At 43.4% G+C, this 24,406-nt stretch carries 18 protein-coding genes and 29 tRNA genes; 5 read left to right on the top strand and 42 right to left on the bottom strand.

Annotated features, from left to right (window positions below):
- Positions 1-70: 70 nt before the first annotated feature.
- Complete coding sequence (gene leuS / locus WAX86_RS11480) at positions 71-2,647, bottom strand: leucine--tRNA ligase (protein WP_239974039.1); 2,577 nt, start codon at positions 2,645-2,647, stop codon at positions 71-73.
- A gap of 359 nt (positions 2,648-3,006) precedes the next feature.
- Between leuS and WAX86_RS11475 the strand changes: the two genes are divergently transcribed.
- Complete coding sequence (locus WAX86_RS11475) at positions 3,007-3,489, top strand: zinc ribbon-containing protein (RefSeq protein ID WP_044174772.1); 483 nt, start codon at positions 3,007-3,009, stop codon at positions 3,487-3,489.
- Between the two features lie 104 nt (positions 3,490-3,593).
- On the opposite strand, the gene WAX86_RS11470 is transcribed toward WAX86_RS11475, so the two are convergent.
- The 7 genes from WAX86_RS11470 to mtgA all read right to left on the bottom strand — a co-directional run bounded on the left by WAX86_RS11470 (position 3,594) and on the right by mtgA (position 10,902).
- Positions 3,594-4,289 (bottom strand): lipid-binding SYLF domain-containing protein, encoded by a 696-nt coding sequence (locus tag WAX86_RS11470; protein WP_341488831.1) that lies wholly within the window; start codon positions 4,287-4,289, stop codon positions 3,594-3,596.
- Between the two features lie 116 nt (positions 4,290-4,405).
- Positions 4,406-5,959 (bottom strand): apolipoprotein N-acyltransferase, encoded by a 1,554-nt coding sequence (gene lnt / locus WAX86_RS11465; RefSeq protein ID WP_065171581.1) that lies wholly within the window; start codon positions 5,957-5,959, stop codon positions 4,406-4,408.
- Between the two features lie 6 nt (positions 5,960-5,965).
- Positions 5,966-6,838, bottom strand: coding sequence for a CNNM family magnesium/cobalt transport protein CorC (gene corC / locus WAX86_RS11460; protein ID WP_065171582.1), 873 nt, complete (start codon positions 6,836-6,838; stop codon positions 5,966-5,968).
- A 77-nt stretch (positions 6,839-6,915) separates the two neighbouring features.
- Positions 6,916-7,380, bottom strand: coding sequence for an rRNA maturation RNase YbeY (gene ybeY, locus WAX86_RS11455; RefSeq protein WP_036763359.1), 465 nt, complete (start codon positions 7,378-7,380; stop codon positions 6,916-6,918).
- Entirely contained in the window at positions 7,380-8,498 is a 1,119-nt protein-coding gene (locus WAX86_RS11450) for a PhoH family protein (RefSeq protein ID WP_065171583.1), read from the bottom strand. Before WAX86_RS11450 ends, ybeY begins: the two co-directional genes overlap by 1 nt.
- Before the next feature lie 122 nt (positions 8,499-8,620).
- Complete coding sequence (gene miaB / locus WAX86_RS11445) at positions 8,621-10,045, bottom strand: tRNA (N6-isopentenyl adenosine(37)-C2)-methylthiotransferase MiaB (protein ID WP_005298064.1); 1,425 nt, start codon at positions 10,043-10,045, stop codon at positions 8,621-8,623.
- Between the two features lie 164 nt (positions 10,046-10,209).
- Positions 10,210-10,902, bottom strand: coding sequence for a monofunctional biosynthetic peptidoglycan transglycosylase (gene mtgA, locus WAX86_RS11440; RefSeq protein ID WP_341488830.1), 693 nt, complete (start codon positions 10,900-10,902; stop codon positions 10,210-10,212).
- 140 nt (positions 10,903-11,042) lie between these two features.
- On the opposite strand from mtgA, the gene WAX86_RS11435 reads away from it, so the two are divergent.
- Positions 11,043-12,203 (top strand): 2-octaprenyl-3-methyl-6-methoxy-1,4-benzoquinol hydroxylase, encoded by a 1,161-nt coding sequence (locus WAX86_RS11435; RefSeq protein ID WP_341488829.1) that lies wholly within the window; start codon positions 11,043-11,045, stop codon positions 12,201-12,203.
- A gap of 319 nt (positions 12,204-12,522) precedes the next feature.
- Here WAX86_RS11435 and WAX86_RS11430 read toward each other — a convergent pair.
- From WAX86_RS11430 to lolB, 34 genes are all read right to left on the bottom strand, one after another.
- Positions 12,523-12,607, bottom strand: a tRNA-Leu gene (locus WAX86_RS11430).
- A 34-nt stretch (positions 12,608-12,641) separates the two neighbouring features.
- A tRNA-Gln gene (locus tag WAX86_RS11425) sits at positions 12,642-12,716 on the bottom strand.
- A 45-nt stretch (positions 12,717-12,761) separates the two neighbouring features.
- Positions 12,762-12,846: transfer RNA gene (locus WAX86_RS11420), tRNA-Leu, on the bottom strand.
- A 47-nt stretch (positions 12,847-12,893) separates the two neighbouring features.
- Positions 12,894-12,978 (bottom strand) — tRNA-Leu (locus WAX86_RS11415).
- Between the two features lie 35 nt (positions 12,979-13,013).
- A tRNA-Gln gene (locus WAX86_RS11410) sits at positions 13,014-13,088 on the bottom strand.
- A 44-nt stretch (positions 13,089-13,132) separates the two neighbouring features.
- Positions 13,133-13,217, bottom strand: a tRNA-Leu gene (locus WAX86_RS11405).
- A 47-nt stretch (positions 13,218-13,264) separates the two neighbouring features.
- Positions 13,265-13,349 (bottom strand) — tRNA-Leu (locus tag WAX86_RS11400).
- Between the two features lie 35 nt (positions 13,350-13,384).
- A tRNA-Gln gene (locus WAX86_RS11395) sits at positions 13,385-13,459 on the bottom strand.
- Positions 13,460-13,503: 44 nt separating this feature from the next.
- Positions 13,504-13,588 (bottom strand) — tRNA-Leu (locus tag WAX86_RS11390).
- A gap of 47 nt (positions 13,589-13,635) precedes the next feature.
- Positions 13,636-13,720, bottom strand: a tRNA-Leu gene (locus tag WAX86_RS11385).
- A gap of 35 nt (positions 13,721-13,755) precedes the next feature.
- Positions 13,756-13,830 (bottom strand) — tRNA-Gln (locus WAX86_RS11380).
- 44 nt (positions 13,831-13,874) lie between these two features.
- Positions 13,875-13,959 (bottom strand) — tRNA-Leu (locus tag WAX86_RS11375).
- A gap of 47 nt (positions 13,960-14,006) precedes the next feature.
- Positions 14,007-14,091: transfer RNA gene (locus WAX86_RS11370), tRNA-Leu, on the bottom strand.
- A gap of 35 nt (positions 14,092-14,126) precedes the next feature.
- Positions 14,127-14,201, bottom strand: a tRNA-Gln gene (locus WAX86_RS11365).
- Positions 14,202-14,245: 44 nt separating this feature from the next.
- Positions 14,246-14,330: transfer RNA gene (locus WAX86_RS11360), tRNA-Leu, on the bottom strand.
- Between the two features lie 47 nt (positions 14,331-14,377).
- A tRNA-Leu gene (locus tag WAX86_RS11355) sits at positions 14,378-14,462 on the bottom strand.
- 25 nt (positions 14,463-14,487) lie between these two features.
- Positions 14,488-14,564, bottom strand: a tRNA-Met gene (locus WAX86_RS11350).
- Positions 14,565-14,603: 39 nt separating this feature from the next.
- A tRNA-Gln gene (locus WAX86_RS11345) sits at positions 14,604-14,678 on the bottom strand.
- Positions 14,679-14,698: 20 nt separating this feature from the next.
- A tRNA-Leu gene (locus tag WAX86_RS11340) sits at positions 14,699-14,783 on the bottom strand.
- Between the two features lie 25 nt (positions 14,784-14,808).
- Positions 14,809-14,885 (bottom strand) — tRNA-Met (locus WAX86_RS11335).
- A gap of 39 nt (positions 14,886-14,924) precedes the next feature.
- A tRNA-Gln gene (locus tag WAX86_RS11330) sits at positions 14,925-14,999 on the bottom strand.
- A gap of 20 nt (positions 15,000-15,019) precedes the next feature.
- Positions 15,020-15,104: transfer RNA gene (locus tag WAX86_RS11325), tRNA-Leu, on the bottom strand.
- A 25-nt stretch (positions 15,105-15,129) separates the two neighbouring features.
- Positions 15,130-15,206, bottom strand: a tRNA-Met gene (locus WAX86_RS11320).
- Between the two features lie 39 nt (positions 15,207-15,245).
- Positions 15,246-15,320, bottom strand: a tRNA-Gln gene (locus tag WAX86_RS11315).
- A gap of 20 nt (positions 15,321-15,340) precedes the next feature.
- A tRNA-Leu gene (locus tag WAX86_RS11310) sits at positions 15,341-15,425 on the bottom strand.
- A gap of 25 nt (positions 15,426-15,450) precedes the next feature.
- Positions 15,451-15,527, bottom strand: a tRNA-Met gene (locus WAX86_RS11305).
- A 39-nt stretch (positions 15,528-15,566) separates the two neighbouring features.
- Positions 15,567-15,641 (bottom strand) — tRNA-Gln (locus WAX86_RS11300).
- Between the two features lie 20 nt (positions 15,642-15,661).
- Positions 15,662-15,746, bottom strand: a tRNA-Leu gene (locus WAX86_RS11295).
- Between the two features lie 41 nt (positions 15,747-15,787).
- Positions 15,788-15,864 (bottom strand) — tRNA-Met (locus tag WAX86_RS11290).
- 332 nt (positions 15,865-16,196) lie between these two features.
- Positions 16,197-17,288 (bottom strand): redox-regulated ATPase YchF, encoded by a 1,092-nt coding sequence (gene ychF / locus WAX86_RS11285; protein WP_044174787.1) that lies wholly within the window; start codon positions 17,286-17,288, stop codon positions 16,197-16,199.
- Between the two features lie 61 nt (positions 17,289-17,349).
- Positions 17,350-17,940: an aminoacyl-tRNA hydrolase gene (pth, locus tag WAX86_RS11280; RefSeq protein ID WP_005298068.1), complete on the bottom strand. Its 591-nt coding sequence runs from the start codon at positions 17,938-17,940 to the stop codon at positions 17,350-17,352.
- A gap of 316 nt (positions 17,941-18,256) precedes the next feature.
- Positions 18,257-19,204 (bottom strand): ribose-phosphate pyrophosphokinase, encoded by a 948-nt coding sequence (locus tag WAX86_RS11275; RefSeq protein ID WP_005298069.1) that lies wholly within the window; start codon positions 19,202-19,204, stop codon positions 18,257-18,259.
- Between the two features lie 32 nt (positions 19,205-19,236).
- Positions 19,237-20,106: a 4-(cytidine 5'-diphospho)-2-C-methyl-D-erythritol kinase gene (gene ispE / locus WAX86_RS11270; protein WP_341488828.1), complete on the bottom strand. Its 870-nt coding sequence runs from the start codon at positions 20,104-20,106 to the stop codon at positions 19,237-19,239.
- A 14-nt stretch (positions 20,107-20,120) separates the two neighbouring features.
- Entirely contained in the window at positions 20,121-20,774 is a 654-nt protein-coding gene (gene lolB, locus WAX86_RS11265; RefSeq protein WP_005298073.1) for a lipoprotein insertase outer membrane protein LolB, read from the bottom strand.
- A gap of 260 nt (positions 20,775-21,034) precedes the next feature.
- Here lolB and hemA point away from each other — a divergent pair, with 260 nt between their 5' ends.
- The 3 genes from hemA to prmC all read left to right on the top strand — a co-directional run bounded on the left by hemA (position 21,035) and on the right by prmC (position 24,396).
- Positions 21,035-22,288: a glutamyl-tRNA reductase gene (gene hemA / locus WAX86_RS11260; protein ID WP_005298074.1), complete on the top strand. Its 1,254-nt coding sequence runs from the start codon at positions 21,035-21,037 to the stop codon at positions 22,286-22,288.
- Positions 22,289-22,457: 169 nt separating this feature from the next.
- On the top strand, positions 22,458-23,546 hold the full coding sequence (gene prfA / locus WAX86_RS11255) for a peptide chain release factor 1 (RefSeq protein WP_065171993.1): 1,089 nt from the start codon (positions 22,458-22,460) through the stop codon (positions 23,544-23,546).
- 1 nt (position 23,547) lies between these two features.
- Positions 23,548-24,396: a peptide chain release factor N(5)-glutamine methyltransferase gene (gene prmC, locus WAX86_RS11250; protein ID WP_148109138.1), complete on the top strand. Its 849-nt coding sequence runs from the start codon at positions 23,548-23,550 to the stop codon at positions 24,394-24,396.
- Positions 24,397-24,406: the final 10 nt, after the last annotated feature.

Genomic DNA, 24,406 nt, shown 5'->3' with positions numbered 1-24,406 from the left:
GTTCCAACCGAGCACATAAAAAAAATCCCCGCACTTAGGCAGGGATTTGGGTATTACAGTAGCTAAAAGATTAGTTTGCTACGATGTTCAGTAGTTTACCTGGTACGTAAATTACTTTACGAACAGTTAGACCATCAGTGAACTTCGTTACGTTCTCATCGTTAAGACCTAGATTTTCTACTTGCTCTTTAGTTGCATCTGCTGCAACAGTCAGTTTAGCGCGTAGTTTACCATTAACCTGAACAATGATTAGCTTCTCATCTTCAACCAATGCTTTTTCGTCAGCTTGAGGCCATACAGCGTGGTCGATATCTGATTCACCTAATGCTTCCCACATAGTGAAACATACGTGTGGAGTGATAGGGTAAAGCATACGAACGATAGCTTTTAATGCTTCATCCATTAGAGCGCGATCTTGAGCTGATTCTAGAGAAGCTTTAGTTAGCTTGTTCATTAGCTCCATGATCGCAGCAATTGCTGTGTTGAATGTTTGACGACGGCCAATATCATCACTTACTTTAGCAATAGTCTTATGAACATCGCGACGAAGTGCTTTTTGATCGCCTGTTAGCGCAGCAACATCAAGAGCTTCAATTGCACCGTTAGCTGTTAGTTCGTGAACCAGTTTCCAAACACGTTTTAGGAAGCGGTTAGCACCTTCAACACCAGACTCTTGCCACTCAAGTGTCATATCAGCAGGTGATGCGAACATCATAAATAGACGTACTGTATCTGCGCCGTATTTCTCAACCATCTCTTGTGGGTCGATACCGTTGTTTTTCGACTTAGACATCTTAATCATGCCTGAGTGTTCAACTTCACGACCTTCAGTGTTTACTGCTTTAGTGATGCGACCTTTACCGTCACGTTCTACCGTTACTTCTGTTGGTGCAACCCACTCTTTACCACCTTTTTCATTGGTGTAGAAGAAGGCATCAGCCAATACCATGCCTTGACATAGTAGTTGCTTAAATGGTTCGTCAGAAGTCACATAACCTGCATCACGAAGCAGTTTGTGGAAGAAGCGAGAGTATAGTAGGTGCATACAAGCATGCTCGATACCACCGATGTACTGATCTACAGGTAGCCAGTAGTTCGCTTTTTCTGGATCAAGAATATCGTCAGCTTGTGGGCTACAGTAACGAGCGTAGTACCAAGATGATTCCATAAAGGTATCAAACGTATCGGTTTCACGTAGTGCTGGTTCACCGTTAAAGGTTGTTTTCGCCCACTCTTTATCTGCTTTGATTGGGCTAGTTACGCCATCCATTACCACATCTTCTGGTAGGATAACTGGTAGCTGATCAGCAGGTACTGGATGTACTTCGCCATCTTCAGTAGTTAGCATTGGGATTGGAGCACCCCAGTAACGTTGACGAGATACACCCCAGTCACGTAGACGGTAGTTAACAGTCTTCTTGCCTTTGTTTTCTGCTTCTAGTTTTGCTGCAATAGCATCAAATGCGCCTTGGAAATCCAGACCATCGAACTCACCAGAGTTAAATAGAATGCCTTTCTCTGTGTAAGCTGCTTCTGAAATATCTAGCTCGCTACCATCTTCTGGCTTGATAACCGCCATGATGTCGATGCCGTACTTAGTTGCAAATTCAAAGTCACGCTGATCGTGAGCAGGAACCGCCATTACCGCACCTGTGCCGTAATCCATAAGTACGAAGTTAGCAACGTAAACTGGAACTTCACGACCGTCTAGTGGATGGATAGCCGTAAGACCTGTATCCATGCCTTTCTTTTCCATGGTCGCAAGATCAGCTTCTGCCACTTTGTTGTTACGACATTCGTGGATGAAATCAGCAAGTGCTGGATTGTTTTCTGCTGCCTGTGCCGCAAGAGGGTGACCTGCTGCGATACTAACGAATGTTACACCCATTAGTGTATCAGGACGTGTTGTGTACACTTCTAGTGGTTTGTCTTGACCAACCACATTAAATTCAAGCTCTACACCTTCAGAACGACCGATCCAGTTGCGTTGCATGGTTTTCACCATATCTGGCCAACCATCTAGTTGGTCAAGATCGTTTAGTAGCTCTTCGGCATATTCAGTGATCTTAATGAACCACTGTGGGATCTCTTTTTGTTCAACTGGAGTATCACAACGCCAGCAACAACCATCTTCTACCTGCTCGTTAGCAAGAACGGTTTGGTCGTTTGGACACCAGTTCACAGAAGAGGTCTTCTTATACACTAGGCCTTTTTCATACAGCTTAGTGAAGAACTCTTGTTCCCAACGGTAGTACTCAGGGGTACATGTTGCGAATTCACGGTTCCAATCGTAACCAAAACCTAGCAGTTTAAGCTGGTTTTTCATGTATTCGATGTTTTCGTAAGTCCAAGGCGCTGGCGCAGTCTTATTTTTAACGGCTGCGTTCTCTGCAGGAAGACCAAATGCATCCCAACCGATTGGTTGCATTACGTTCTTACCTTGTAGGCGCTGGTAACGAGAAATTACATCACCGATGGTGTAGTTACGCACGTGACCCATGTGCAGTCGACCACTTGGGTACGGGAACATAGAGAGACAGTAGAATTTTTCTTTATTAGGATCTTCGCTAACAACAAACGTTTTGTTGTTGTCCCAATGTTCTTGAACTTTCTGTTCAATGTCCTGTGGACGATATTGTTCTTGCATCGATGACATCCGGGATTTTGTGAGTTAAGTACAAACACATTACTTAGAATCGACATAGAATAGCGAAAGGGAGGTGTGTCAACAATAGCTGATGGCAAATCACCCAATTAATTGTAGCGATAAACCGGATATAAGTCGTAATTTAGAGCGATACTTAAGCGAGTAGCACGATTTTTCATTGCTCCAGCTATTTGAAGGTCTGTTTAAGTCAATGGCGATTCTATTGCAAAAAGGCAGATTCAGATTGCATTACTCACAGCGAAAAATCGTATGCTTAGCCGTGAATCGATGTTATTACATACGTAACAACAAAATATGGCGGTGAAAACGTAACAGCCCATAGCCGAAGGAGAAATGCTATGCCAAAACAAAAAGCTGAATATGAGCTATTACTGGATAAAGCTACCGAGGCGCTTAAGCATAGCCCCGAAAAGCTCAAAGAGTTTCTTGAAGTCACCGAAAAATATGGTGAAGCGGCAAGTGATATGACCAAAGATGAGTTGGCGTTAATTAAAGCTTATCTAAAGTCTGATATGAAAGAATTTGCTGATAACGTTGAAAAAAGCTCTGAGCCTTTTGCCGAGAGCCCATTCTATAAGTTGGTTTCTGAATCTATCTGGCAAGGCTTGGCAGATATTACCGATAAAACTCAAGTTGAATGGCATGAAGTCACGGCCGACCTTGAGCATCATGGCGTGTATAAAGCCGGTGAGCTAATTGGATTAGGTGAGTTGGTTTGCCAAAAATGTGGCCATAAACAGGTTATTACTCATGTAACCCGTATCGAGCCTTGTATTAAATGTGGTGGCATTGAATTTACTCGTAAACCACTGGCGCCATAACGATTGAGAAAAGTACCTATCTCTGATTAGAGTCAATAAAAAACGCAGCCGATGATTTCGCTGCGTTTTTTGTTTTCATACTAGATGTTTTTATTATCAATAACTTATTGCAGCTCTTCTACCGTATCGACAATCACAGCAGCTTCCGATTTTTTCTCTACCGGAGCGGTTGGTTTTGCAGCTTTTGCTGGCGATGGTGCATCTAAACCTTTTACTTTTCGAGTGATGTCTGAAATTGGTTCATAATCAAATTTTTGTCCTGCAATTGAGGCTTCTAGCATTAAGCCACCTTTTGCCAGAGTAAAGATAGCAACGCCATTAACATAGCTGGCATTAGCATAGTCATTACCAGCACTTGCGTTCACACCTGTGGTTCCCGCTTTGGCTTGAGCGCCTTCTGTAATGGCAACGGCAGAGGCTTGAGCATCTAACTCAAAGCTACCACTGGTAAAACGGTCGTAAGCACGTTTGTCTTGGAAGAAGATAATTTCACTGTAAGCTTGCCCACCAAACTGAAGGCCAATAGAGACTTGGTATAATTTGGCATAACCTGTAATGGTATTTCCACGATAGGCCGTACCAGAGCCGTATGCTCCACCAATCCAGAATCCACCCTTACCAACGCTTGGGAAAATCGCATAGCCGTAAGATGAATGAAATAAAGGCCAGGTTTGCGGCGCTTGTTTAAATTTATTTAATGCTGCTTCCGTGTCTGGGTCACTACTGGCGTGAGAGAGTGATGAGATACACAACAGAGCTGCTGCACATAACATAGAAAAGAGTCGATAAACTGGTTTCATTTGGGCGATTCCTTACTGTTATGGAGCTGGTTGAATGCTCCATTATTCCAATTCAATACTGTTTTTTATCATAACAAATAAAAAAGGCGAAGTGTTAAACTTCGCCTTTTCAGATTTTATTCAGCTTCCGTTGTCACTTTCGCTGCTTTTTTCTGGCTGTATTTTCGGCCAAACAATAGGGCGATAACACTGATTAAGGCGCAATATACATAGAGAGGCCAGCTACCCATATGACCGTAAGGCGTTGTACCTAAGGTCGGGACCACTTTATCTCGCAATACTGCAGTCTCAAACTGCGGGATCTTTTTAGTGATATTACCATCAGCATCTACCACTGCGGTGATACCCGTATTGGTTGCACGTAGCAGAGGTTTACCTAATTCCAGCGAGCGCATCTGAGCAATTTCCATATGTTGGAATGGACCGATAGATCGGCCAAACCATGCGTCATTGGATAAGGTCAACAGTAGTTCAGTATTAGGATGAACGTTCTCTCTAACTTGTTCACTAAAAGCAACTTCGTAGCAAAGTGCTGGCGCTATCGATAATCCATGAGCTTGTAAGTTCGGTTGAATATAAGCTCCACGACTGAACGATGACATTGGCAGATTGAAAAACGGCGCAATCGGTCTTAGTAAATCACCAAATGGAACAAATTCACCAAAAGGCAGCAAGTGATGTTTGCTATAACGGTGAGCGGTTGCGTAGTTATAAGGGCCTGCTGGATTGACGCCAAGAGTGAGAATATTATTGAAAAACTCACCGTCAGCTTTTTGATCCAACACGCCTGTTAACAACGTAGTGTGATGCTCACGAGCGGTTTTATCCAGATTTTCAAGAAACGTTGGGATCTGCTCTTCTAGAGCCGGAATTGCCGCTTCTGGCCAAATAATAATATCGGCATCCCAGTTTTGCTCGGTCAGGTCCATATACTTCATCAAGGTTGGCCATCGTTGACTTGGTAGCCATTTTAGCTCTTGAGGAATATTACCTTGGATAAGAGCAACCGAGACAGTTCGAGAAGGATCTGGCTTAACCCACTGGATAGGTTTAAGAGCAAGACAGCTTGCGACGATAACCACTGGGATTAGGAGGGTTTTCCATGCTCGATAATACAGAGTTGCAACAATGGCACCACTGATCAGTACCAGAGCTAAAGTAATGCCTTCTACTCCAAGAATTGGCGCAATGGTTCTTAGGGGGCTTTCAATTTGGCTATAGCCCATCCACAGCCATGGAAATCCTGTTAAGAACCAACCTCTAAACCAATCGAGCAAGAGCCAAAGAACTGGGCCTGAAACAAGTAACTGCAGCACAGGTTTTTGACGGAAAAATCGGTGGTAAAGATTGGCAAAGATGGCTGGATAGAGGGCAAGATAACTAATAAGCAGCGTCATTAAGAATACGCTGGCAATTTTAGGCATACCACCAAAATTATCAATACTGACGTGAACCCAGCTGATTCCAGTACCAAAGATTCCTAATCCCCAAAAAAAACCAATCAAAGTTGACTGTTTAATTGTTTGTTTTTGCAGCAATAGGAAAAATAAAATCAGTGAAATAGGAGCCAAATACCAGTGGCTATAAGGCGCAAATGAGAAGGTGGCTAGGGCACCAGCAGGGACAGCTGCAATCAGCCGTCCCAGAAGATTAAATTTTTTTGTTGTCATTCTTTGTTATGCAGACGTTGTCGGTAATTGCGCGTCATTAGGTACAGTAACCTGTAATTGAATAACGCGACGGTTATCAGCAGCTGTTACTTTAAATGCATAACCATCAAGCTCTACCACTTCACCTCGACTTGGTAAATGACCAAAGCTTGTCATCACTAAACCACCAATGGTGTCCACTTCTTCATCACTGAAGTTGGTATGGAACAGCTCATTGAAGTCTTCAATGGTAGTAAGCGCTTTCACCGAATAGGTATGCTTGCTTAGCTGACGGATATCTTGTTCTTCATCGTCGTCAAATTCGTCTTCGATTTCACCAACGATTTGCTCAAGAATATCTTCAATGGTAATAACACCTGATACTCCACCAAACTCATCGACTACAATAGCCATGTGATAACGTTCTTCGCGGAACTCCTTTAATAGGCGGTCCACACGCTTGCTCTCTGGTACAACAACAGCAGGGCGCAAGACTTTATCGATATCAAAAGCGTCACTATCAGGAAGAAGATAACGAAGAAGATCTTTGGCAAGTAAAATACCTTCAACATGATCTTTATCATCACTGATAACTGGGTAGCGGGAGTGTTGAGCATCAACAATAAGATCTACTAGATCTTCTAACTTCTGAGAACGTTCAATGGTAGTCATCTGTGAGCGCGGGATCATGATGTCACGAACTCGCATTTCAGAAATCTCCATTACGCCTTCAAGCATGTCACGGGTATCGTGATCAATTAAAGCGTTTTCTTCTGAATCACGGAATACTTCAACTAATTCTTCACGATTTTGTGGTTCGCCTTGAAATAGTTGGCCAATACGTTCAAAGAAGGATTTTCTACTCGGACCTTCAGAATTTTGCGTGTTATCGTCGTTCATTATTCAGTTTCAAAAGTATGTGGTCTGTGCCACGGAAATGCCACTCACCTCCTTGGCAAGTGGCGCTGTTAGCTATATTACTGCTTTTCGGCTGCATAAGGATCAGGAAAACCCATTTTTTCCATGATTTCCGTCTCTAATGCTTCCATTTCTTCGGCTTCATCGTCTTCAATATGGTCATAACCCAGTAGGTGTAAGCTACCATGAACAACCATATGTGCCCAGTGAGCTGTGAGCGTTTTGTTTTGCTCTGGTGCTTCACGTTCAACGACTTGACGACAAATAACTAAATCACCAAGGAGATCCATTTCCATGCCTGGAGGGGCTTCAAAAGGAAAGGAGAGCACATTGGTTGGGCGATCTTTGCCTCGATACTCTAAGTTGAGCTGGTGACTCTCTGCTTCATCAACTAAGCGTATGGTCACTTCAGCGTCGGCTTGGAACGGAGTAATTGCCGCTTCTAACCAAGATTGAAAATCAGCTTCTGTTGGTAAGCCTGTTTCGCTTTCAGTGGCATATTGTAAATCGAGATAAATTGCCATTAGTTACTCTGTTGTGGTTCTGTTGGCTTAGTAGCCGGATTCTGGATATTTGCCATAGCAACCGCTAATTGCTCTGCTTGCTTGGCTTCTTGTTCTTGGCGACGACGCTGCTCGGCAAGTTTTCGCTGTTTTTGATCTTCGCTTTCCCAGACTTCATAAGCTTGTACGATTCGTGCAACGACAGGGTGGCGGACAACATCGTTAGCCTGGAAGAAGTTAAAGCTTATATCATCAACTTCCGATAATACTTCAATTGCATGACGTAGACCTGAACGAGCACCACGAGGTAAGTCGATCTGAGTCACGTCGCCAGTAATAACGGCTCTTGAATTAAAACCAATACGAGTTAGGAACATTTTCATTTGCTCAACAGTCGTATTCTGGCTTTCATCCAAAATAATAAAAGCATCATTAAGAGTTCGGCCACGCATATATGCTAATGGGGCAACTTCAATGACATTTCGTTCAATTAATTTTTCAACTCGCTCAAAACCGAGCATCTCAAACAGGGCGTCATACAGTGGTCGTAAATAAGGGTCCACTTTCTGACTTAAATCACCCGGTAAGAAGCCAAGCTTTTCTCCCGCTTCTACCGCAGGACGAGTCAGTAAGATACGGCGAATCTCTTGACGCTCCAACGCATCAACAGCAGCAGCAACGGCTAAGTAGGTTTTACCCGTACCGGCAGGACCAATACCAAATGTAATGTCATGAGTGACCATATTGGTAATGTATTGCGCTTGATTCGGTGTGCGGGGCTTGATGATGCCTTTTTTAGTCTTAATGTGAACTTCTTTACCGTACGGAATAGAAGATTCCACATTTTGTTCCAAGACTCCTGATTCTTTAATTGCAAGGTGAATGGCATCAGGTTCAATATCTGGAATATTGTTATGTACTGGAGCCGTATCAACATACAGATCTTTTATGATGTTGATTGTTGCAGCTACCGTATGAGGCTGGCCCACTACAGTAAATAAATTGCTACGGTGATTTATTTCTACACCCAAACGGCGCTCAAGGTGTTTGATATTGTCGTCGAAAGGGCCACAAAGGCTGGAAAGGCGCTGATTGTTAGCGGGTTCCAGAGTCAGTTCTTCTGTAATAATCTTACTCAAGGTTGCCTCTCATCAAGGGGTTTTTCATAACTATGATCAAAAACCAATTGTTGGGCAAGCGTATGGTGCCCAAATTGCTTGGGCACCACTTAATTATTGCTACATTAGGTTAGCAGCAACGACTAAGGTGTATATACGCCAACACCCAAATCATCTTCTTTACGTGTTTTTTCCATCACTTCTGTTGGTGACATCGCGACACGAAGATCCATTTCAGCTTCGGTACGAATCAGTTCACCACGTAGTGAGTTAGCAAAAACATCGGTAATCTTAACATCAACAAATTGACCGATTAGGTCTGCTGAGCCTTCGAAGTTTACTACACGGTTGTTTTCAGTACGACCGCGAAGCTCCATAACGTTTTTCTTCGATGGACCTTCAACAAGAATACGCTGCTCAGTGCCTAGCATTTGACGAGAGAAACGCATTGCTTGGCTGTTAATTTGCTGTTGTAGCTCGTATAGACGCTCTTTCTTCACTTCTTCAGTCAGATCGCATGGGTAGTCTGCTGCAGGTGTACCAGGGCGTGGTGAGAAGATAAAGCTAAAGCTCATATCAAAATCAACATCGCGGATCAGCTTCATAGTATCTTGGAAGTCTTGATCTGATTCACCTGGGAAACCGACGATAAAGTCTGAGCTGATAGTGATATCAGGGCGTGCTTTACGTAGCTTACGAATTTTTGATTTGTATTCAATTGCTGTATGCGGACGCTTCATCATAGTTAGAATACGGTCTGAACCACTTTGTACTGGTAAGTGTAGGAAGCTTACTAGTTCAGGTGTGTCTTGGTAGACTTCAATGATATCGTCTGTAAATTCAATTGGGTGGCTTGTGGTATAACGAATACGGTCAATACCATCAATTGCCGCGACAAGGCGCAGTAACTCTGCAAATGTTGCGATTTCGCCATCATAAGTTGCACCACGGTATGCGTTTACGTTTTGACCTAGTAGGTTTACTTCACGTACGCCCTGTGCTGCAAGTTGTGCAATTTCAAATAGAACATCATCTAAAGGACGGCTAACTTCTTCACCACGAGTATATGGTACTACGCAGTAAGTACAGTATTTTGAACAGCCTTCCATAATAGATACGAATGCTGTTGGGCCTTCAGCGCGAGGTTCTGGCAGGCTATCAAACTTCTCAATCTCAGGGAAAGAGATATCCATTACTGGAGCTTCAGTTGATTGCGACTGCTTAATCATCTCTGGTAAACGGTGTAGGGTTTGAGGACCAAAGATTACATCAACATAAGGTGCGCGTTGGCGAATAGAGTCACCTTCTTGGGTTGCCACACAGCCGCCCACACCAATTACAAGACCTGGCTTCTTATCTTTTAGCGTTTTCCAACGACCAAGCTGGTGGAAAACTTTCTCTTGTGCTTTTTCGCGGATAGAGCAGGTATTAAGCAGTAGTACATCTGCTTCTTCTGGGTCTTCTGTTAATTCGAAGCCGTTAGCCGCATTAAGAAGATCCGCCATCTTTGATGAATCGTATTCGTTCATCTGGCAGCCCCAGGTTTTAATAAGCAGTTTCTTTGCCATCTCTAACTCTTCACTAATCGTGGTTTAACATTGCATTCATATTGCCAATTTTACAGGATTTTTAGCCCATAGAAGGCCGCGACCTGTAGCAAGCCGCGTATTGTACTGCTTTACGCCGACTATGACTAGATCATCACCACCCCGAATAAATTGTGGGTATTCGTTTATTGACTGAGTTTGTTCACTGCTGCCATAGATAATTGACGCATCTGTTTGCGAATCCAGCGACTACGTTCAAGAACATAGCGACTTGGTGGATTGGCTTTTAACTTATATGGGTTGGGCAGAACTGCGGCTAATTGTGCAGCTTGTTGAGCCGTCAGATAGCGAGCTTTAGTATTAAAAAAGTGTTGGCTTGCCGCTTCAACTCCGAAAATACCGGGACCAAATTCAATGACATTTAAATACATTTCCAAAATGCGTTGTTTTCCCCAGATAACTTCCATCCAAATAGCGTAATAGAGCTCAATTGCTTTTCGAATCATTGAGTGGGCTGGAAATAAAAAGACATTTTTAGCGGTTTGTTGCGTAATCGTACTGGCGCCTCGTTTGGGACCATTGGCTCCTGTTTGTTTAATTACCGTCAAAATGACGTTGATATCAAAACCATAATGAGAGGGAAACAGTTGATCTTCTGAGGCAATAACCGCCAGGTGCATATTCTTTGAAATTCGATTAAGGTCGACCCAAGTGTGTTGTCGATGTGTTGGATAGCCTTTAGGTGGAAATAAGCTGCGGTGAATTTGCCAGCCCCAAAATGGAGGATCGATATATTTTAGACTCGCAATTTGAATAACAGGAATGGTCAGAAGGCTAAGCAGCAAAATGAGAAGATAACGTTTAATGCGATCCAGCATGCGACAAATGATTCCTTAGTCGATAATTTCTCGTAAAATAGCACCAGATAAAATGTATTCTATCTATTATTGACTTTGAGTCTGTTCTCAAAATTTTAGATAGATTTCTTATTTGCCGAGCATAACAGAAAGGTAAAAGTATGGAACCATTTGATTTTGTTGTTGCAGGTGGCGGCATGGTTGGCGCTGCAACGGCAATAGGGCTAGCTCAACAAGGTTTTCGTGTAGCAGTGGTGGAAAGTCATCAACCTGTCCCATTTCATTCCTCTCAGCCTGCCGATCTCCGAGTCTCTGCAATCTCACCTAACTCTATCTCGTTATTACAACAGCTAGAAGCTTGGGACACAGTGATGGCCATGCGAGTTTGTCCTTTTAAACGCTTAGAAACGTGGGATGCTCCTGAATGCCGTACACGCTTTCATGCTGATGAGCTTAATGTCCCTTGGCTTGGATACATCGTCGAGAATCGAGTGATCCAGCTAGCGTTATGGCAGCAATTTGAGTCTTATCCGAATATAACGCTATTGTGTCCAAATAAGATTGTTACGATGCAATCGGTCGATAATGGTTACCAATTGTTACTAGATAATGAGCTGCAACTCTCAACGAAGATTCTAATTGGTGCTGATGGGGCTAATTCATTTGTACGCCAGCAAGCGGGGATCGGGATCACTGCGTGGGATTATCGCCAACACTGTATGTTGATTCATGTTGAAACTGAATTAGCACAACAAGACATTACTTGGCAGCAATTTACGCCTCAAGGACCACGTTCTTTTCTTCCATTATCAGGGCACCAAGGCTCACTTGTTTGGTACGACGCACCAGAACGTATTCGAAAGTTAAGTCATATGCCTGCCGAGCAGCTAGAGCAAGAAATTTATCGTCATTTCCCTGCTGAGTTAGGCAAAGTGACGGTTGTTAATCGAGGATCTTTCCCTCTGACTCGTCGCCATGCTCAGTGTTACGCACAATCGGGTGTTGTTTTGCTTGGTGATGCAGCTCATACCATAAACCCACTAGCGGGTCAGGGGGTTAATTTAGGCTTTAAAGATGTGCTTGTTCTGCTTGAGGAAGTAGAAAAGGCGGGGGCAAATTGGGCTCAAGCGACAACCTATCAACGTTATGAACGTCGTCGCCGACCTGATAATTTATTAATGCAGTCAGGTATGGATTTATTTTATACCGTCTTTAGTAACACATTACCGCCATTACAACTGTTGCGAAATGTGGGATTGCGACTTGCTGATAAAGCTGGGCCAATCAAAAAACAAGTACTTAAGTATGCAATGGGCATTTAGTACGGCAAAACTTGGCAAATAATCGCACGATTAAAGCGGGTGAATGGGATACCTAATAATTTGGGTAGAACGCTCACCCGTTTTTTGTGACTAGTTATTGTATGCCTAAAGTAGTGCAATATAGCCAGAGCAATAGGTAGTGATAGGTCGAAAAGAATTAAGATTGGATTTGAGAGTGGAGATAAAGAAAAAGCCGAGGGTTTACACCATCGGCTAACAACCAGAGAGATACGATCATATAAAGGCTGTTAAACAATAAATGCCATATCGAATTATCGACAGGTCATAAAAAACCCACCAGAAGGTGGGTTTTAAAAGATGGTGCGGAAGGAGAGACTTGAACTCTCACACCTTGCGGCGCTAGAACCTAAATCTAGTGCGTCTACCAATTTCGCCACTTCCGCAATGTCTACCGAGATAGCTCGTTAAACTTAAATATGGCAGGTCTACCTGGATTCGAACCAGGGGATGACGGGATCAAAACCCGTTGCCTTACCGCTTGGCGATAGACCTAACGAATTCTTAGTATAACTAAGATTTCTTCAACAATCTAGAGAATGGTGCGGAAGGAGAGACTTGAACTCTCACACCTTGCGGCGCCAGAACCTAAATCTGGTGCGTCTACCAATTTCGCCACTTCCGCGTATTCAGATTGTCACTTTAAGTTGTATGAAACAACATAAAGAAAAATGGTGCGGAAGGAGAGACTTGAACTCTCACACCTTGCGGCGCTAGAACCTAAATCTAGTGCGTCTACCAATTTCGCCACTTCCGCAATATTTATCGAGATAACTCGTTAAACATAAATAATGGCAGGTCTACCTGGATTCGAACCAGGGGATGACGGGATCAAAACCCGTTGCCTTACCGCTTGGCGATAGACCTACAGAGTACTTAGTTATTACTAAGATTTAAGACAATCTAAAGAATGGTGCGGAAGGAGAGACTTGAACTCTCACACCTTGCGGCGCCAGAACCTAAATCTGGTGCGTCTACCAATTTCGCCACTTCCGCGTATTCAGATTGTCACTTTAAGTTGTATGAAACAACATAAAGAAAGATGGTGCGGAAGGAGAGACTTGAACTCTCACACCTTGCGGCGCTAGAACCTAAATCTAGTGCGTCTACCAATTTCGCCACTTCCGCAATGTTTATCGAGATAACTCGGTAAACATAAATAATGGCAGGTCTACCTGGATTCGAACCAGGGGATGACGGGATCAAAACCCGTTGCCTTACCGCTTGGCGATAGACCTGCAGAGTACTTAGTTATTACTAAGATTTAAGACAATCTAAAGAATGGTGCGGAAGGAGAGACTTGAACTCTCACACCTTGCGGCGCCAGAACCTAAATCTGGTGCGTCTACCAATTTCGCCACTTCCGCGTATTCAGATTGTCACTTTAAGTTGTATGAAACAACATAAAGAAAGATGGTGCGGAAGGAGAGACTTGAACTCTCACACCTTGCGGCGCTAGAACCTAAATCTAGTGCGTCTACCAATTTCGCCACTTCCGCAATGCTTACCGAGATAACTCGTTAAACATAAATAATGGCAGGTCTACCTGGATTCGAACCAGGGGATGACGGGATCAAAACCCGTTGCCTTACCGCTTGGCGATAGACCTGCAGAGTACTTAGTTATTACTAAGATTTAAAACAACCTGGAGAATGGTGCGGAAGGAGAGACTTGAACTCTCACACCTTGCGGCGCCAGAACCTAAATCTGGTGCGTCTACCAATTTCGCCACTTCCGCGTATTCAGATTGTCACTTTAAGTTGTACGAAACAACATAAAGAAAGATGGTGCGGAAGGAGAGACTTGAACTCTCACACCTTACGGCGCTAGAACCTAAATCTAGTGCGTCTACCAATTTCGCCACTTCCGCAATGCTTACCGAGATAACTCGTTAAACATAAATAATGGCAGGTCTACCTGGATTCGAACCAGGGGATGACGGGATCAAAACCCGTTGCCTTACCGCTTGGCGATAGACCTGCAGAGTACTTAGTTATTACTAAGATTTAAAACAACCTGGAGAATGGTGCGGAAGGAGAGACTTGAACTCTCACACCTTGCGGCGCCAGAACCTAAATCTGGTGCGTCTACCAATTTCGCCACTTCCGCGTATTCAGATTGTCACTTTAAGTTGTACGAAACAACATAAAGAAAGATGGTGCGGAAGGAGAGACTTGAACTCTCACACCTTACGGCGCTAGAACCTAAATCTAGTGCGTCTACCAATTTCGCCACTTCCGCAAATTTTGTTATCTTCAAAAGAAGATGGTGGCTACGACGGGATTCGAACCTGTGACCCCATCATTATGAGTGATGTGCTCTAACCAACTGAGCTACGTAGCCAACTTGTGTGATACCGAAATAGATCGTTATCAGAAATAATGGCAGGTCTACCTGGATTCGAACCAGGGGATGACGGGATCAAAACCCGTTGCCTTACCGCTTGGCGATAGACCTACAGTCTCATAAAGAGAATATGGTGCGGAAGGAGAGACTTGAACTCTCACACCTTGCGGCGCTAGAACCTAAATCTAGTGCGTCTACCAATTTCGCCACTTCCGCAAATTTTGTTATCTTCGAAAGAAGATGGTGGCTACGACGGGATTCGAACCTGTGACCCCATCATTATGAGTGATGTGCTCTAACCAACTGAGCTACGTAGCCAACTTGTGTGATACCGAAATAGATCGTTATCAGAAATAATGGCAGGTCTACCTGGATTCGAACCAGGGGATGACGGGATCAAAACCCGTTGCCTTACCGCTTGGCGATAGACCTACAGTCTCATAAAGAGAATATGGTGCGGAAGGAGAGACTTGAACTCTCACACCTTGCGGCGCTAGAACCTAAATCTAGTGCGTCTACCAATTTCGCCACTTCCGCAAATTTTGTTATCTTCAAAAGAAGATGGTGGCTACGACGGGATTCGAACCTGTGACCCCATCATTATGAGTGATGTGCTCTAACCAACTGAGCTACGTAGCCAACTTGTGTGATACCGAAATAGATCGTTATCAGAAATAATGGCAGGTCTACCTGGATTCGAACCAGGGGATGACGGGATCAAAACCCGTTGCCTTACCGCTTGGCGATAGACCTACAATCTCATAAAGAGAATATGGTGCGGAAGGAGAGACTTGAACTCTCACACCTTGCGGCGCTAGAACCTAAATCTAGTGCGTCTACCAATTTCGCCACTTCCGCAAATTTTGTTATCTTCAAAAGAAGATGGTGGCTACGACGGGATTCGAACCTGTGACCCCATCATTATGAGTGATGTGCTCTAACCAACTGAGCTACGTAGCCAACTTGTGTGATACCGAAATAGATCGTTATCAGAAATAATGGCAGGTCTACCTGGATTCGAACCAGGGGATGACGGGATCAAAACCCGTTGCCTTACCGCTTGGCGATAGACCTACAGTCTCATAAAGAGAATATGGTGCGGAAGGAGAGACTTGAACTCTCACACCTTGCGGCGCTAGAACCTAAATCTAGTGCGTCTACCAATTTCGCCACTTCCGCATAATACTTAATTTTCGTATTTCTTCAAGGAGAAATAGAAATGGTGGCTACGACGGGATTCGAACCTGTGACCCCATCATTATGAGTGATGTGCTCTAACCAACTGAGCTACGTAGCCATTTTTAAGTTTTTTCAGTTCATCAACCAGCGCTCTTAGTGAGCCGTTGTGTCGGGAACGGGGCGCATTATGCTTATCAGAACTATGACCGTCAATAGTTTTTTTGAATATATTCAGAAAATTCGTTTGTTCGATTGTTATTTGGGCGATGTGCATGTTCGACAAACTGAAATGACTGTTTTTCGGATATTTACGCATTTTTTGCTGCGCAATAACTAGGCAGAGATTATGGCTGGATTTTAGATAAATATCAAAAAAATAAGCCAACCTTACGGCTGGCTTATAATATTGATCTCGAAGCAAATAACGAGTCAGTCGATTTTGCTTAAATCTTATACGTTAAAGCGGAAGTGAACAACGTCACCATCTTTAACGATGTATTCTTTACCTTCTAGACGCCACTTACCTGCTTCTTTCGCACCAGCTTCACCGCCACACTCGATGTAGTCGTCATAGCCGATAACTTCTGCACGGATGAAACCTTTTTCAAAGTCAGTGTGGATAACACCTGCTGCTTTTGGTGCTGTTGCACCAACAGGGATAGTCCATGCACGAACTTCTTTAACACCTGCAGTGAAGTAAGTTTGTAGAGACAGTAGCTCGTAACCTGAACGAATTACACGGTTTAGACCTGGTTCTTCGATACCAAGATCTGCTAGGAACTCTTCGCGGTCTGCATCATCAAGTTCAGCAATTTCAGACTCGATTGCGGCACAAACAGGAACAACAACTGCGTTCTCTTGTGCTGCACGCTCCATTACTGCGTCTAAGAATGGGTTATTTTCAAAACCATCTTCGTTCACGTTTGCAATGTACATGGTTGGCTTAAGCGTTAGGAAGTGTAGGTAGTCGATAGCTACTTTTTCTTCTTTTGTTAGCTCAAGTGCACGTAGCATGCCGCCTTCAGTTAGGTGAGGAAGCATTTTCTCAAGAACTTTGATCTCAAATTTTGCTTCGTTATCACCACCTTTAGCTCGTTTAGCCAGACGCTGAAGAGCACGCTCACACGTATCAAGGTCAGCCATTGCAAGCTCTAGGTTGATGATGTCCATATCTTCTAATGGATCAATACGACCTGCAACGTGAACGATATTTTCATTTTCAAAACAACGAACAACATGACCAATTGCATCTGTTTCACGGATGTTGGCTAGGAATTTGTTACCTAGACCTTCACCTTTTGACGCGCCAGCTACAAGACCTGCGATGTCAACGAATTCCATTGTTGTTGGCAGAATGCGCTCTGGCTTAACAAAAACAGCTAATGCATCCATACGTGGATCTGGCACAGGTACAACACCTGTGTTTGGTTCGATAGTACAGAACGGGAAGTTCGCTGCTTCGATACCTGCTTTAGTTAAGGCATTGAATAGAGTTGACTTACCAACGTTTGGTAGGCCTACGATACCGCATTTAAAACCCATGGTTTGAAACCCTTTTGGTGATTATTCTATGTAACAATTTAAAACAGTATAGATATAAATCTTACTCTGCCTTAAATGAATGGAGGCGATTTTGCGCTTTGCTCAAACCATCTTTCAATAAGATATCCATACAGCGAACGGCTTCATCTACCGCTGCATCGATAAGTTCTTGTTCTTTGGCTGGAGCTTTGCCTAATACAAAACCTGCGACTTTGTTTTTATCCCCTGGATGGCCAATACCAATACGCAGGCGATAGAAATCTTTGTTGTTGCCCATTTTACTGATGATATCTCGCAGACCATTATGGCCTCCGTGACCGCCACCTTTCTTAAATTTAGCAACACCTGGTGGTAAATCTAATTCATCGTGAGCCACTAAGATCTCTTCCGGTTGGATTTGGAAGAATTTAGCGAGCGCTGCAACAGATTTACCTGACAGATTCATAAAAGTTGTTGGAATTAAAAGACGCAGATCTTGGCCATTAGTCGTAATTCGACCCGTTAAACCAAAATATTTTGCATCTTCACGTAGCGTTACGTTATGAACTCGCGCTAACTCTTCCACAACCCATGCACCCGCATTGTGACGGGTTTTGGCATACTCTTGGCCTGGATTTGCCAAGCCAACAAGTAGACGAATATTATTACTCACACTTGTCTCTCTTGTTATATATACCCAAGCGGCTTAAAGAATAAAGAGCCATTTCTTCTCTCGAAGTCGTTTGGGTATATCAAACATTATCTAATCGAAAATAGATAAAAAATAATGCGTTACCTTGTCTTGATATTCAAAAACAAAAGGTAATTACCAGCTGTATTGCCCATGATAAGGGGCGAAAACGGGCGATATGTTATACCAAATTCAGAAAAATTGATATGGCAAGACATTGGTTAGGCGTTTGCCATAAAAAATAAAACGCCCCGCAAAAAGCAGGGCGTTAAAACTGAGCTGAGTTTAAGCGTCTTAATTAGTGCTCAAACATCGCTGAAATAGATTCTTCGTTGCTGATACGACGAATTGCTTCAGCTAGCATACCAGATAGGGTTAGAACCGATACTTTACCTGTTTCAGCTAACTCTTTTTGTAGCGGAATAGAGTCAGTTACGATTACTTCATCAATAACAGATTCACGGATATTTTGTGCTGCAGTGCCAGAGAATACTGGGTGAGTCGCGTAAGCAAATACACGCTTAGCACCGCGCTCTTTAAGAGCTTCAGCTGCTTTACAAAGAGTACCACCTGTATCGATCATATCGTCAACGATAATACAATCACGACCTTCAACATCACCGATTAGGTGCATTACTTGAGAAACGTTAGCACGAGGGCGACGTTTGTCGATGATTGCGATGTCAGTATCATCAAGCAGTTTTGCAATTGCGCGAGCGCGAACAACACCACCGATATCTGGAGATACAACAACTGGATCATCAAGATCTTTTGTTAGCATATCTTCAAGCAGTACAGGGCTACCAAATACGTTATCAACAGGAACGTCGAAGAAGCCTTGGATCTGTTCTGCGTGTAGGTCAACAGTAAGAACACGGTCAACACCAACATTAGATAGGAAATCAGCAACAACTTTTGCTGTAATTGGCACACGTGCAGAACGTACACGGCGGTCTTGACGAGCATAGCCGAAGTAAGGGATTACGGCTGTAATACGGCCTGCTGAAGCGCGGCGTAGTGCATCGATCATAACAACAAGTTCCATTAGGTTGTCGTTAGTTGGTGCACAAGTTGATTGAATAATGAATACGTCGCTACCACGAACGTTTTCATTAATCTGAACACATACTTCGCCGTCGGAGAAACGGTTAACCGTTGCGTCTCCAAGTGAAATGTAAAGACGATCAGCAATGCGTTGGGCTAGTTCTGGTGTTGCGTTACCAGCAAACAGCTTCATATCAGGCACGGTGTAAACCTCAGGTTGCATCCAAGTTGTGGTTACTGTTCCAAAGAATGAGTAGTCAAGGTGTGCATAAGAGGTGAAGTGTTGACACCTTTAGCGACAAATCCGTGGAGCCAGTTAGGTAATTTAGACAAAATTGATTTGGCTTCTTGTTCGGTTTGAAATTCTGCAAACACGCAAGCGCCAGTCCCAGTCAATCTTGATGGCGCGTATTCTAACAGCCACGAAAGCGCCTTATCAACCTCTGGATAGAGTGTTCGGACGATTTTTTCGCAATCGTTTTCGTAAACCCCTGCCAATAGGGCGTTTAGCGGTCTTTTTTTACTGTCTCTTTTTAGCTCTGGATGGGTGAAAATATCGACAGTTGCGATGCTGACATCGGGTTTTGCCACTAAAAACCATTTTTCTTCAGGTTCTGCTGACTGTAATTTTTCCCCTACGCCTTCTGCAAAAGCACTCATACCACGAACAAAAACGGGTACATCAGCTCCTAACCCAAGGCCGATTTCTGCCAATTCATCAGTCGTTAAATGGGTTTGCCATAGATGATTTAGAGCCACTAATGTTGTTGCAGCGTTAGATGAACCACCACCTAAGCCTCCACCCATAGGTAAGATCTTTTCGATAGCAATGTCTGCACCTAAACTCACGTTGGCTTTTTTGCGTAGGGCATCTGCTGCTCGATAAATCAGATTATCTTCTGTTTTTACCCCTTCAATAGCAGGAGATAGGTTGATAGCGCTATCACGACGGGGAGTAATTGTGAGCGTGTCACCGTAATCTAAAAATTGAAACAGTGTTTGCAGATCGTGATAACCATTTTGTCGGCGACCTGTAATGTAGAGAAATAGATTGAGTTTTGCCGGAGCGGGCCATTGGGTTGTGGTATCAAAAAAAGTATTCATTGGATGGCTCATGATTATTTTAAATTCCACTCATTAATCACTAGGGTAATTTTTTGTTTACCTTGTGAGAGGATCATTTTGCTTGGTAACGCAGGGTGTTGTGAGAAATCGTATTCTTGATAATGCATTTCCCACAGTTGTGGACCAATCTGTTTTGCTAGGTAGCCAACAACACCTTGATCGTTTAATTGGAATGTATCGGCAGCGGTAGGTAGGCCAATTAACCAGTTTTGCATCTGTTCAATAGGAAGGTTAATCCCTGTTAAGCGGCGAACCAGTTCTGCGGCATTGGTTCCGTGATATTCATTGCCTTTATAATCAATTAAGGTGACGGATTTTGGGGTCGTATCTAACTTAATTAAGGTCTGACCAAGAAAATTAGTTAAGAGTAGATGATCGTTTTGATTATTCGTTTGCCAATTTAGATTTGCGCCAAAACGTTGTTGATTATCTTTGTAGGCGAGCTTACCCGATGCTTGATAATGAGTAAGTTTGGACAGTTGTTGCTCTTGAGTAGGCCAATTAACTTTTTGACTTATTTCAGGTGATTGGCTTGCACAACCTGTCATTAATGTAACAAGAAAACCTAGGCTGATAACACGCCAATTGAAAGAACAACCTATTGATTTAATAGATGACTTTAATTTCAAATCGATTGTTGAATGCATATAGAATACCTACGTATATAGTTGCGCAAACAATAGCGATAATTCAGCAAAACCACAATCTTTGCGTATAAGTAAATCGGTTTTTCCCGCCTGTCTATTGGGCATATTTGCGAATTTTAGTATAATTATCGCTTCCGTTTATTCTTTTAACCTCTATTTAACGATGAGAGATTGAAGTTACTGCCTTTAATTAGTGGTAAGCATAAAGTAAAATCTCGTCTTTAGATCTTTTTTCACCTGCGAAGTGGTACGTCGTCTCCATGACCTTGCTTGCATTAGGAATCAACCATAAAACAGCGACTGTCGATTTGCGCGAGAAGGTAGCCTTTTCTCCGGAGAAGCTTACTCGTGCCTTACAGGAGCTAGAATTACACCCTGAGGTGACAAGTGGCGTTATTGTCTCTACTTGTAACCGAACTGAAGTCTATTGTGACATTTCACAGTCAGGGCCCGGCGTGATTATTGACTGGTTGACCAATTTTCATCAGATCACTGCCGAAGAGTTGATGCCAAGCCTGTATTTTTATGAGGAACAAGCCGCAGCTCGCCATTTAATGCGTGTAGCGTGTGGTTTAGATTCGCTAGTATTAGGCGAACCTCAGATTTTAGGACAGGTAAAACAATCATACTCGGATGCTAAAGACAACGATGCAGTGCAAGGAACGCTAGAAAAACTGTTTCAAAAAACATTTACCGTCGCCAAACGAGTTCGTACAGAAACGGATATCGGTGGTAATGCAGTATCGGTTGCTTTTGCCGCTTGTACATTAGCTCGACAAATCTTTGAGTCTCTACATGGCGTATCTGTGCTATTGGTTGGTGCAGGGGAAACCATTGAGTTGGTTGCTCGTCATATTGTAGAACAAGGCTGTAGCAGTTTAATTGTAGCTAACCGTACTCGTGAGCGAGCTGAGAAATTTTCAACTGAGTTTGGTGCCGAAGTGATTGGCTTAGAGCAGATCCCTGAGCATCTTCATCGTGCCGATATTGTTATTAGCTCAACGGCGAGCCCATTGCCTATTATTGGTAAAGGGATGGTCGAAAATGCTTTAAAAGCGCGTCGTCATCAGCCGATGTTATTGGTTGATATTGCCGTACCGCGTGATATTGAAGCAGAAGTGGGTGAGTTAAATGATGCTTATCTATACTCGGTTGATGACTTACACAGTATTGTTGAGAAAAACCGAGAACAACGTAAAGTAGCCGCGATTCAAGCTGAAGCGATTGTCAGTGAAGAAAGTGCCGCGTTTATGAGTTGGCTTCGTTCGCTAGAAGCGGTAGATAGTATTCGTCAATACCGTCATCATGCCGAAGAAATAAAAGGCGAGTTACTCACTCGGAGTTTGCAGGCTATTGCCAGTGGCGCTAATCCAGAAAAAGTGTTGGCAGAGCTTAGCAATAAACTCACCAACAAACTGATTCATGCTCCAACCAAAGCTATGCAGCAGGCCGCCCATAATGGGGATCCTGATAAATTGGCTGTAATTCGCGAAACGTTAGGTTTAGATTCCTAGTTTTAGACGATATCCATTAGAATACCTATTTATTCGCTTTGGATTACTTAGTTACTCCAATGGGTATACCTTGTGATAGCAATATGCCGCTCTATGTATTTAGAACTGTTCTAAGTAACTAGGGAGGATAGATGGCTCTCGCGTCGCTAAACAACTATTTAGAAACATTATGAAACCATCAATCTTAGTAAAATTAGAAACCCTAGAAGAGCGCTATGAAGAAGTGCAGCACTTACTAGGTGATCCAAGTGTGATCAGCGATCAAGATAAGTTCCGCGCTCTATCAAAAGAGTATTCACAGCTTGAAGAAGTAACCAAGTGTTTCCAAGCTTATAAGCAAGCACAAGACGATCTTGCTGCTGCTGAAGAGATGGCAAACGAAGACGATGCTGAAATGCGCGAAATGGCGCAAGAAGAGATCAAAGAAGCAAAAGCAGAAATCGAGCGTTTAGAAGATGAACTTCAAGTTCTGCTTATTCCTAAAGATCCAAACGATGAGCGCAACTGTTTCTTAGAAATTCGTGCCGGTGCTGGCGGCGATGAAGCTGGTATTTTTGCTGGTGATCTATTCCGTATGTACAGCCGTTATGCTGAACGTCGCGGTTGGCGTATCGAAGTAATGAGTGCAAACGATGCTGAGCATGGCGGTTACAAAGAAATGATCGCTAAAGTAACTGGTGACGGTGCGTACGGTGTGCTTAAGTTTGAGTCAGGCGGTCACCGTGTACAACGTGTACCTGCGACTGAATCTCAAGGTCGTGTTCATACTTCAGCTTGTACCGTTGCAGTTCTTCCGGAAATTCCAGAAGCTGAGATCCCTGAAATCAATCCAAGCGATCTGAAAATTGATACTTACCGCTCATCTGGTGCGGGTGGTCAGCACGTTAACACCACTGACTCTGCAATCCGTATTACCCACTTACCAACCGGTATTGTGGTTGAGTGTCAGGATGAGCGTTCTCAGCATAAGAACAAAGCAAAAGCGATGTCAGTGCTAGCAGCTCGTATCATCAAAGCAGAAGAAGAGAAGCGTCACGCAGAAGAAGCAAGCACGCGTCGTAACCTATTAGGTTCTGGTGACCGTAGTGACCGTATCCGTACTTACAACTACCCTCAAGGTCGTGTATCGGATCACCGTATCACTCTAACTATTTATCGTCTAAATGAGGTAATGGAAGGGGATGTTGATTGCTTGATTCAGCCTGTATTGTTGGAATACCAAGCCGATCAGCTAGCGGCTATGGCAGAGCAGAACTAATATGTCTCGCAGTATTGAAGTGCTGCTAAAACAAACTGCTCAAGAGCTTCAGACTGCGGGTTGTCCTAGCCCGCAGTTAGACGCTGCTGTTTTGTTATGTCACGCACTGGATAAGCCTCGCAGTTATCTTTTGACTTGGCCAGAAAAAGAACTGGACGAGTCTCAATTTTCTCTCTTTTCTCACTGTGTTTCTCGTCGTTTGGCGGGGGAGCCTGTCGCTTATATTATTGGTGTGCGTGAGTTTTGGTCTCTACCATTAAAAGTGGCACCATCAACTCTGATCCCAAGACCTGACACTGAACGTTTAGTTGAACTTGCACTGGATAAGATTCCCGCTCAACCTTGCCAAGTCTTAGATTTAGGTACAGGAACCGGCGCGATCGCTCTTGCAATTGCCTCTGAGCGCCCAGATATTACAGTGACAGGAATTGATTTACGCCAAGAAGCGGCACAGTTAGCAACCGAGAATGGCGCAACGCTTGGGTTTAATAATGCCCAATTTCTAGCAGGAAGTTGGTATAGCCCACTCGCAGAGACACAACAGTTTGCTGTAATAGTTAGTAATCCTCCTTATATTGATGAACAGGATCCTCATCTTGATCAAGGAGATGTACGTTTTGAACCAAAAAGTGCTTTAGTTGCGGCAGATAATGGTTTGGCTGATATTAAAATTATTGCTGAACAAGGCCGTCAACATTTACAAACCAATGGCTGGTTATTACTCGAACATGGATTTGAGCAAGGATTAGCAGTAAGAGAGATCTTAACGGAATTGGGATATCAAGCGGTGGTAACTGAGCAAGATTATGCTGGGTTAGACCGTGTTACCCTTGGCTGCTGGCAACAATAAAGAGAGTAAA

It is taken from the genome of Photobacterium damselae subsp. damselae (assembly GCF_038086725.1).
GTDB lineage: Bacteria > Pseudomonadota > Gammaproteobacteria > Enterobacterales > Vibrionaceae > Photobacterium > Photobacterium damselae.
The sequence above is the reverse complement of the archived record's forward strand: the minus strand, read 5'-3'. Positions and strand labels throughout refer to the sequence as shown.

Excerpts from the sequence above, each read along its gene's own strand:
- ybeY (WP_036763359.1), bottom strand. The coding sequence starts at position 7,380 with ATGGCAATTTATCTCGATTTACAATATGCCACTGAAAGCGAAACAGGC.
- ychF (WP_044174787.1), bottom strand. The coding sequence starts at position 17,288 with ATGGGTTTTAAATGCGGTATCGTAGGCCTACCAAACGTTGGTAAGTCA.
- leuS (WP_239974039.1), bottom strand. The coding sequence starts at position 2,647 with ATGCAAGAACAATATCGTCCACAGGACATTGAACAGAAAGTTCAAGAA.
- WAX86_RS11435 (WP_341488829.1), top strand. The coding sequence starts at position 11,043 with ATGGAACCATTTGATTTTGTTGTTGCAGGTGGCGGCATGGTTGGCGCT.
- miaB (WP_005298064.1), bottom strand. The coding sequence starts at position 10,045 with ATGGCAAAGAAACTGCTTATTAAAACCTGGGGCTGCCAGATGAACGAA.
- prmC (WP_148109138.1), top strand. The coding sequence starts at position 23,548 with ATGTCTCGCAGTATTGAAGTGCTGCTAAAACAAACTGCTCAAGAGCTT.
- WAX86_RS11475 (WP_044174772.1), top strand. The coding sequence starts at position 3,007 with ATGCCAAAACAAAAAGCTGAATATGAGCTATTACTGGATAAAGCTACC.
- WAX86_RS11470 (WP_341488831.1), bottom strand. The coding sequence starts at position 4,289 with ATGAAACCAGTTTATCGACTCTTTTCTATGTTATGTGCAGCAGCTCTG.
- lnt (WP_065171581.1), bottom strand. The coding sequence starts at position 5,959 with ATGACAACAAAAAAATTTAATCTTCTGGGACGGCTGATTGCAGCTGTC.
- corC (WP_065171582.1), bottom strand. The coding sequence starts at position 6,838 with ATGAACGACGATAACACGCAAAATTCTGAAGGTCCGAGTAGAAAATCC.
- mtgA (WP_341488830.1), bottom strand. The coding sequence starts at position 10,902 with ATGCTGGATCGCATTAAACGTTATCTTCTCATTTTGCTGCTTAGCCTT.
- ispE (WP_341488828.1), bottom strand. The coding sequence starts at position 20,106 with ATGAATACTTTTTTTGATACCACAACCCAATGGCCCGCTCCGGCAAAA.
- lolB (WP_005298073.1), bottom strand. The coding sequence starts at position 20,774 with ATGCATTCAACAATCGATTTGAAATTAAAGTCATCTATTAAATCAATA.
- hemA (WP_005298074.1), top strand. The coding sequence starts at position 21,035 with ATGACCTTGCTTGCATTAGGAATCAACCATAAAACAGCGACTGTCGAT.
- prfA (WP_065171993.1), top strand. The coding sequence starts at position 22,458 with ATGAAACCATCAATCTTAGTAAAATTAGAAACCCTAGAAGAGCGCTAT.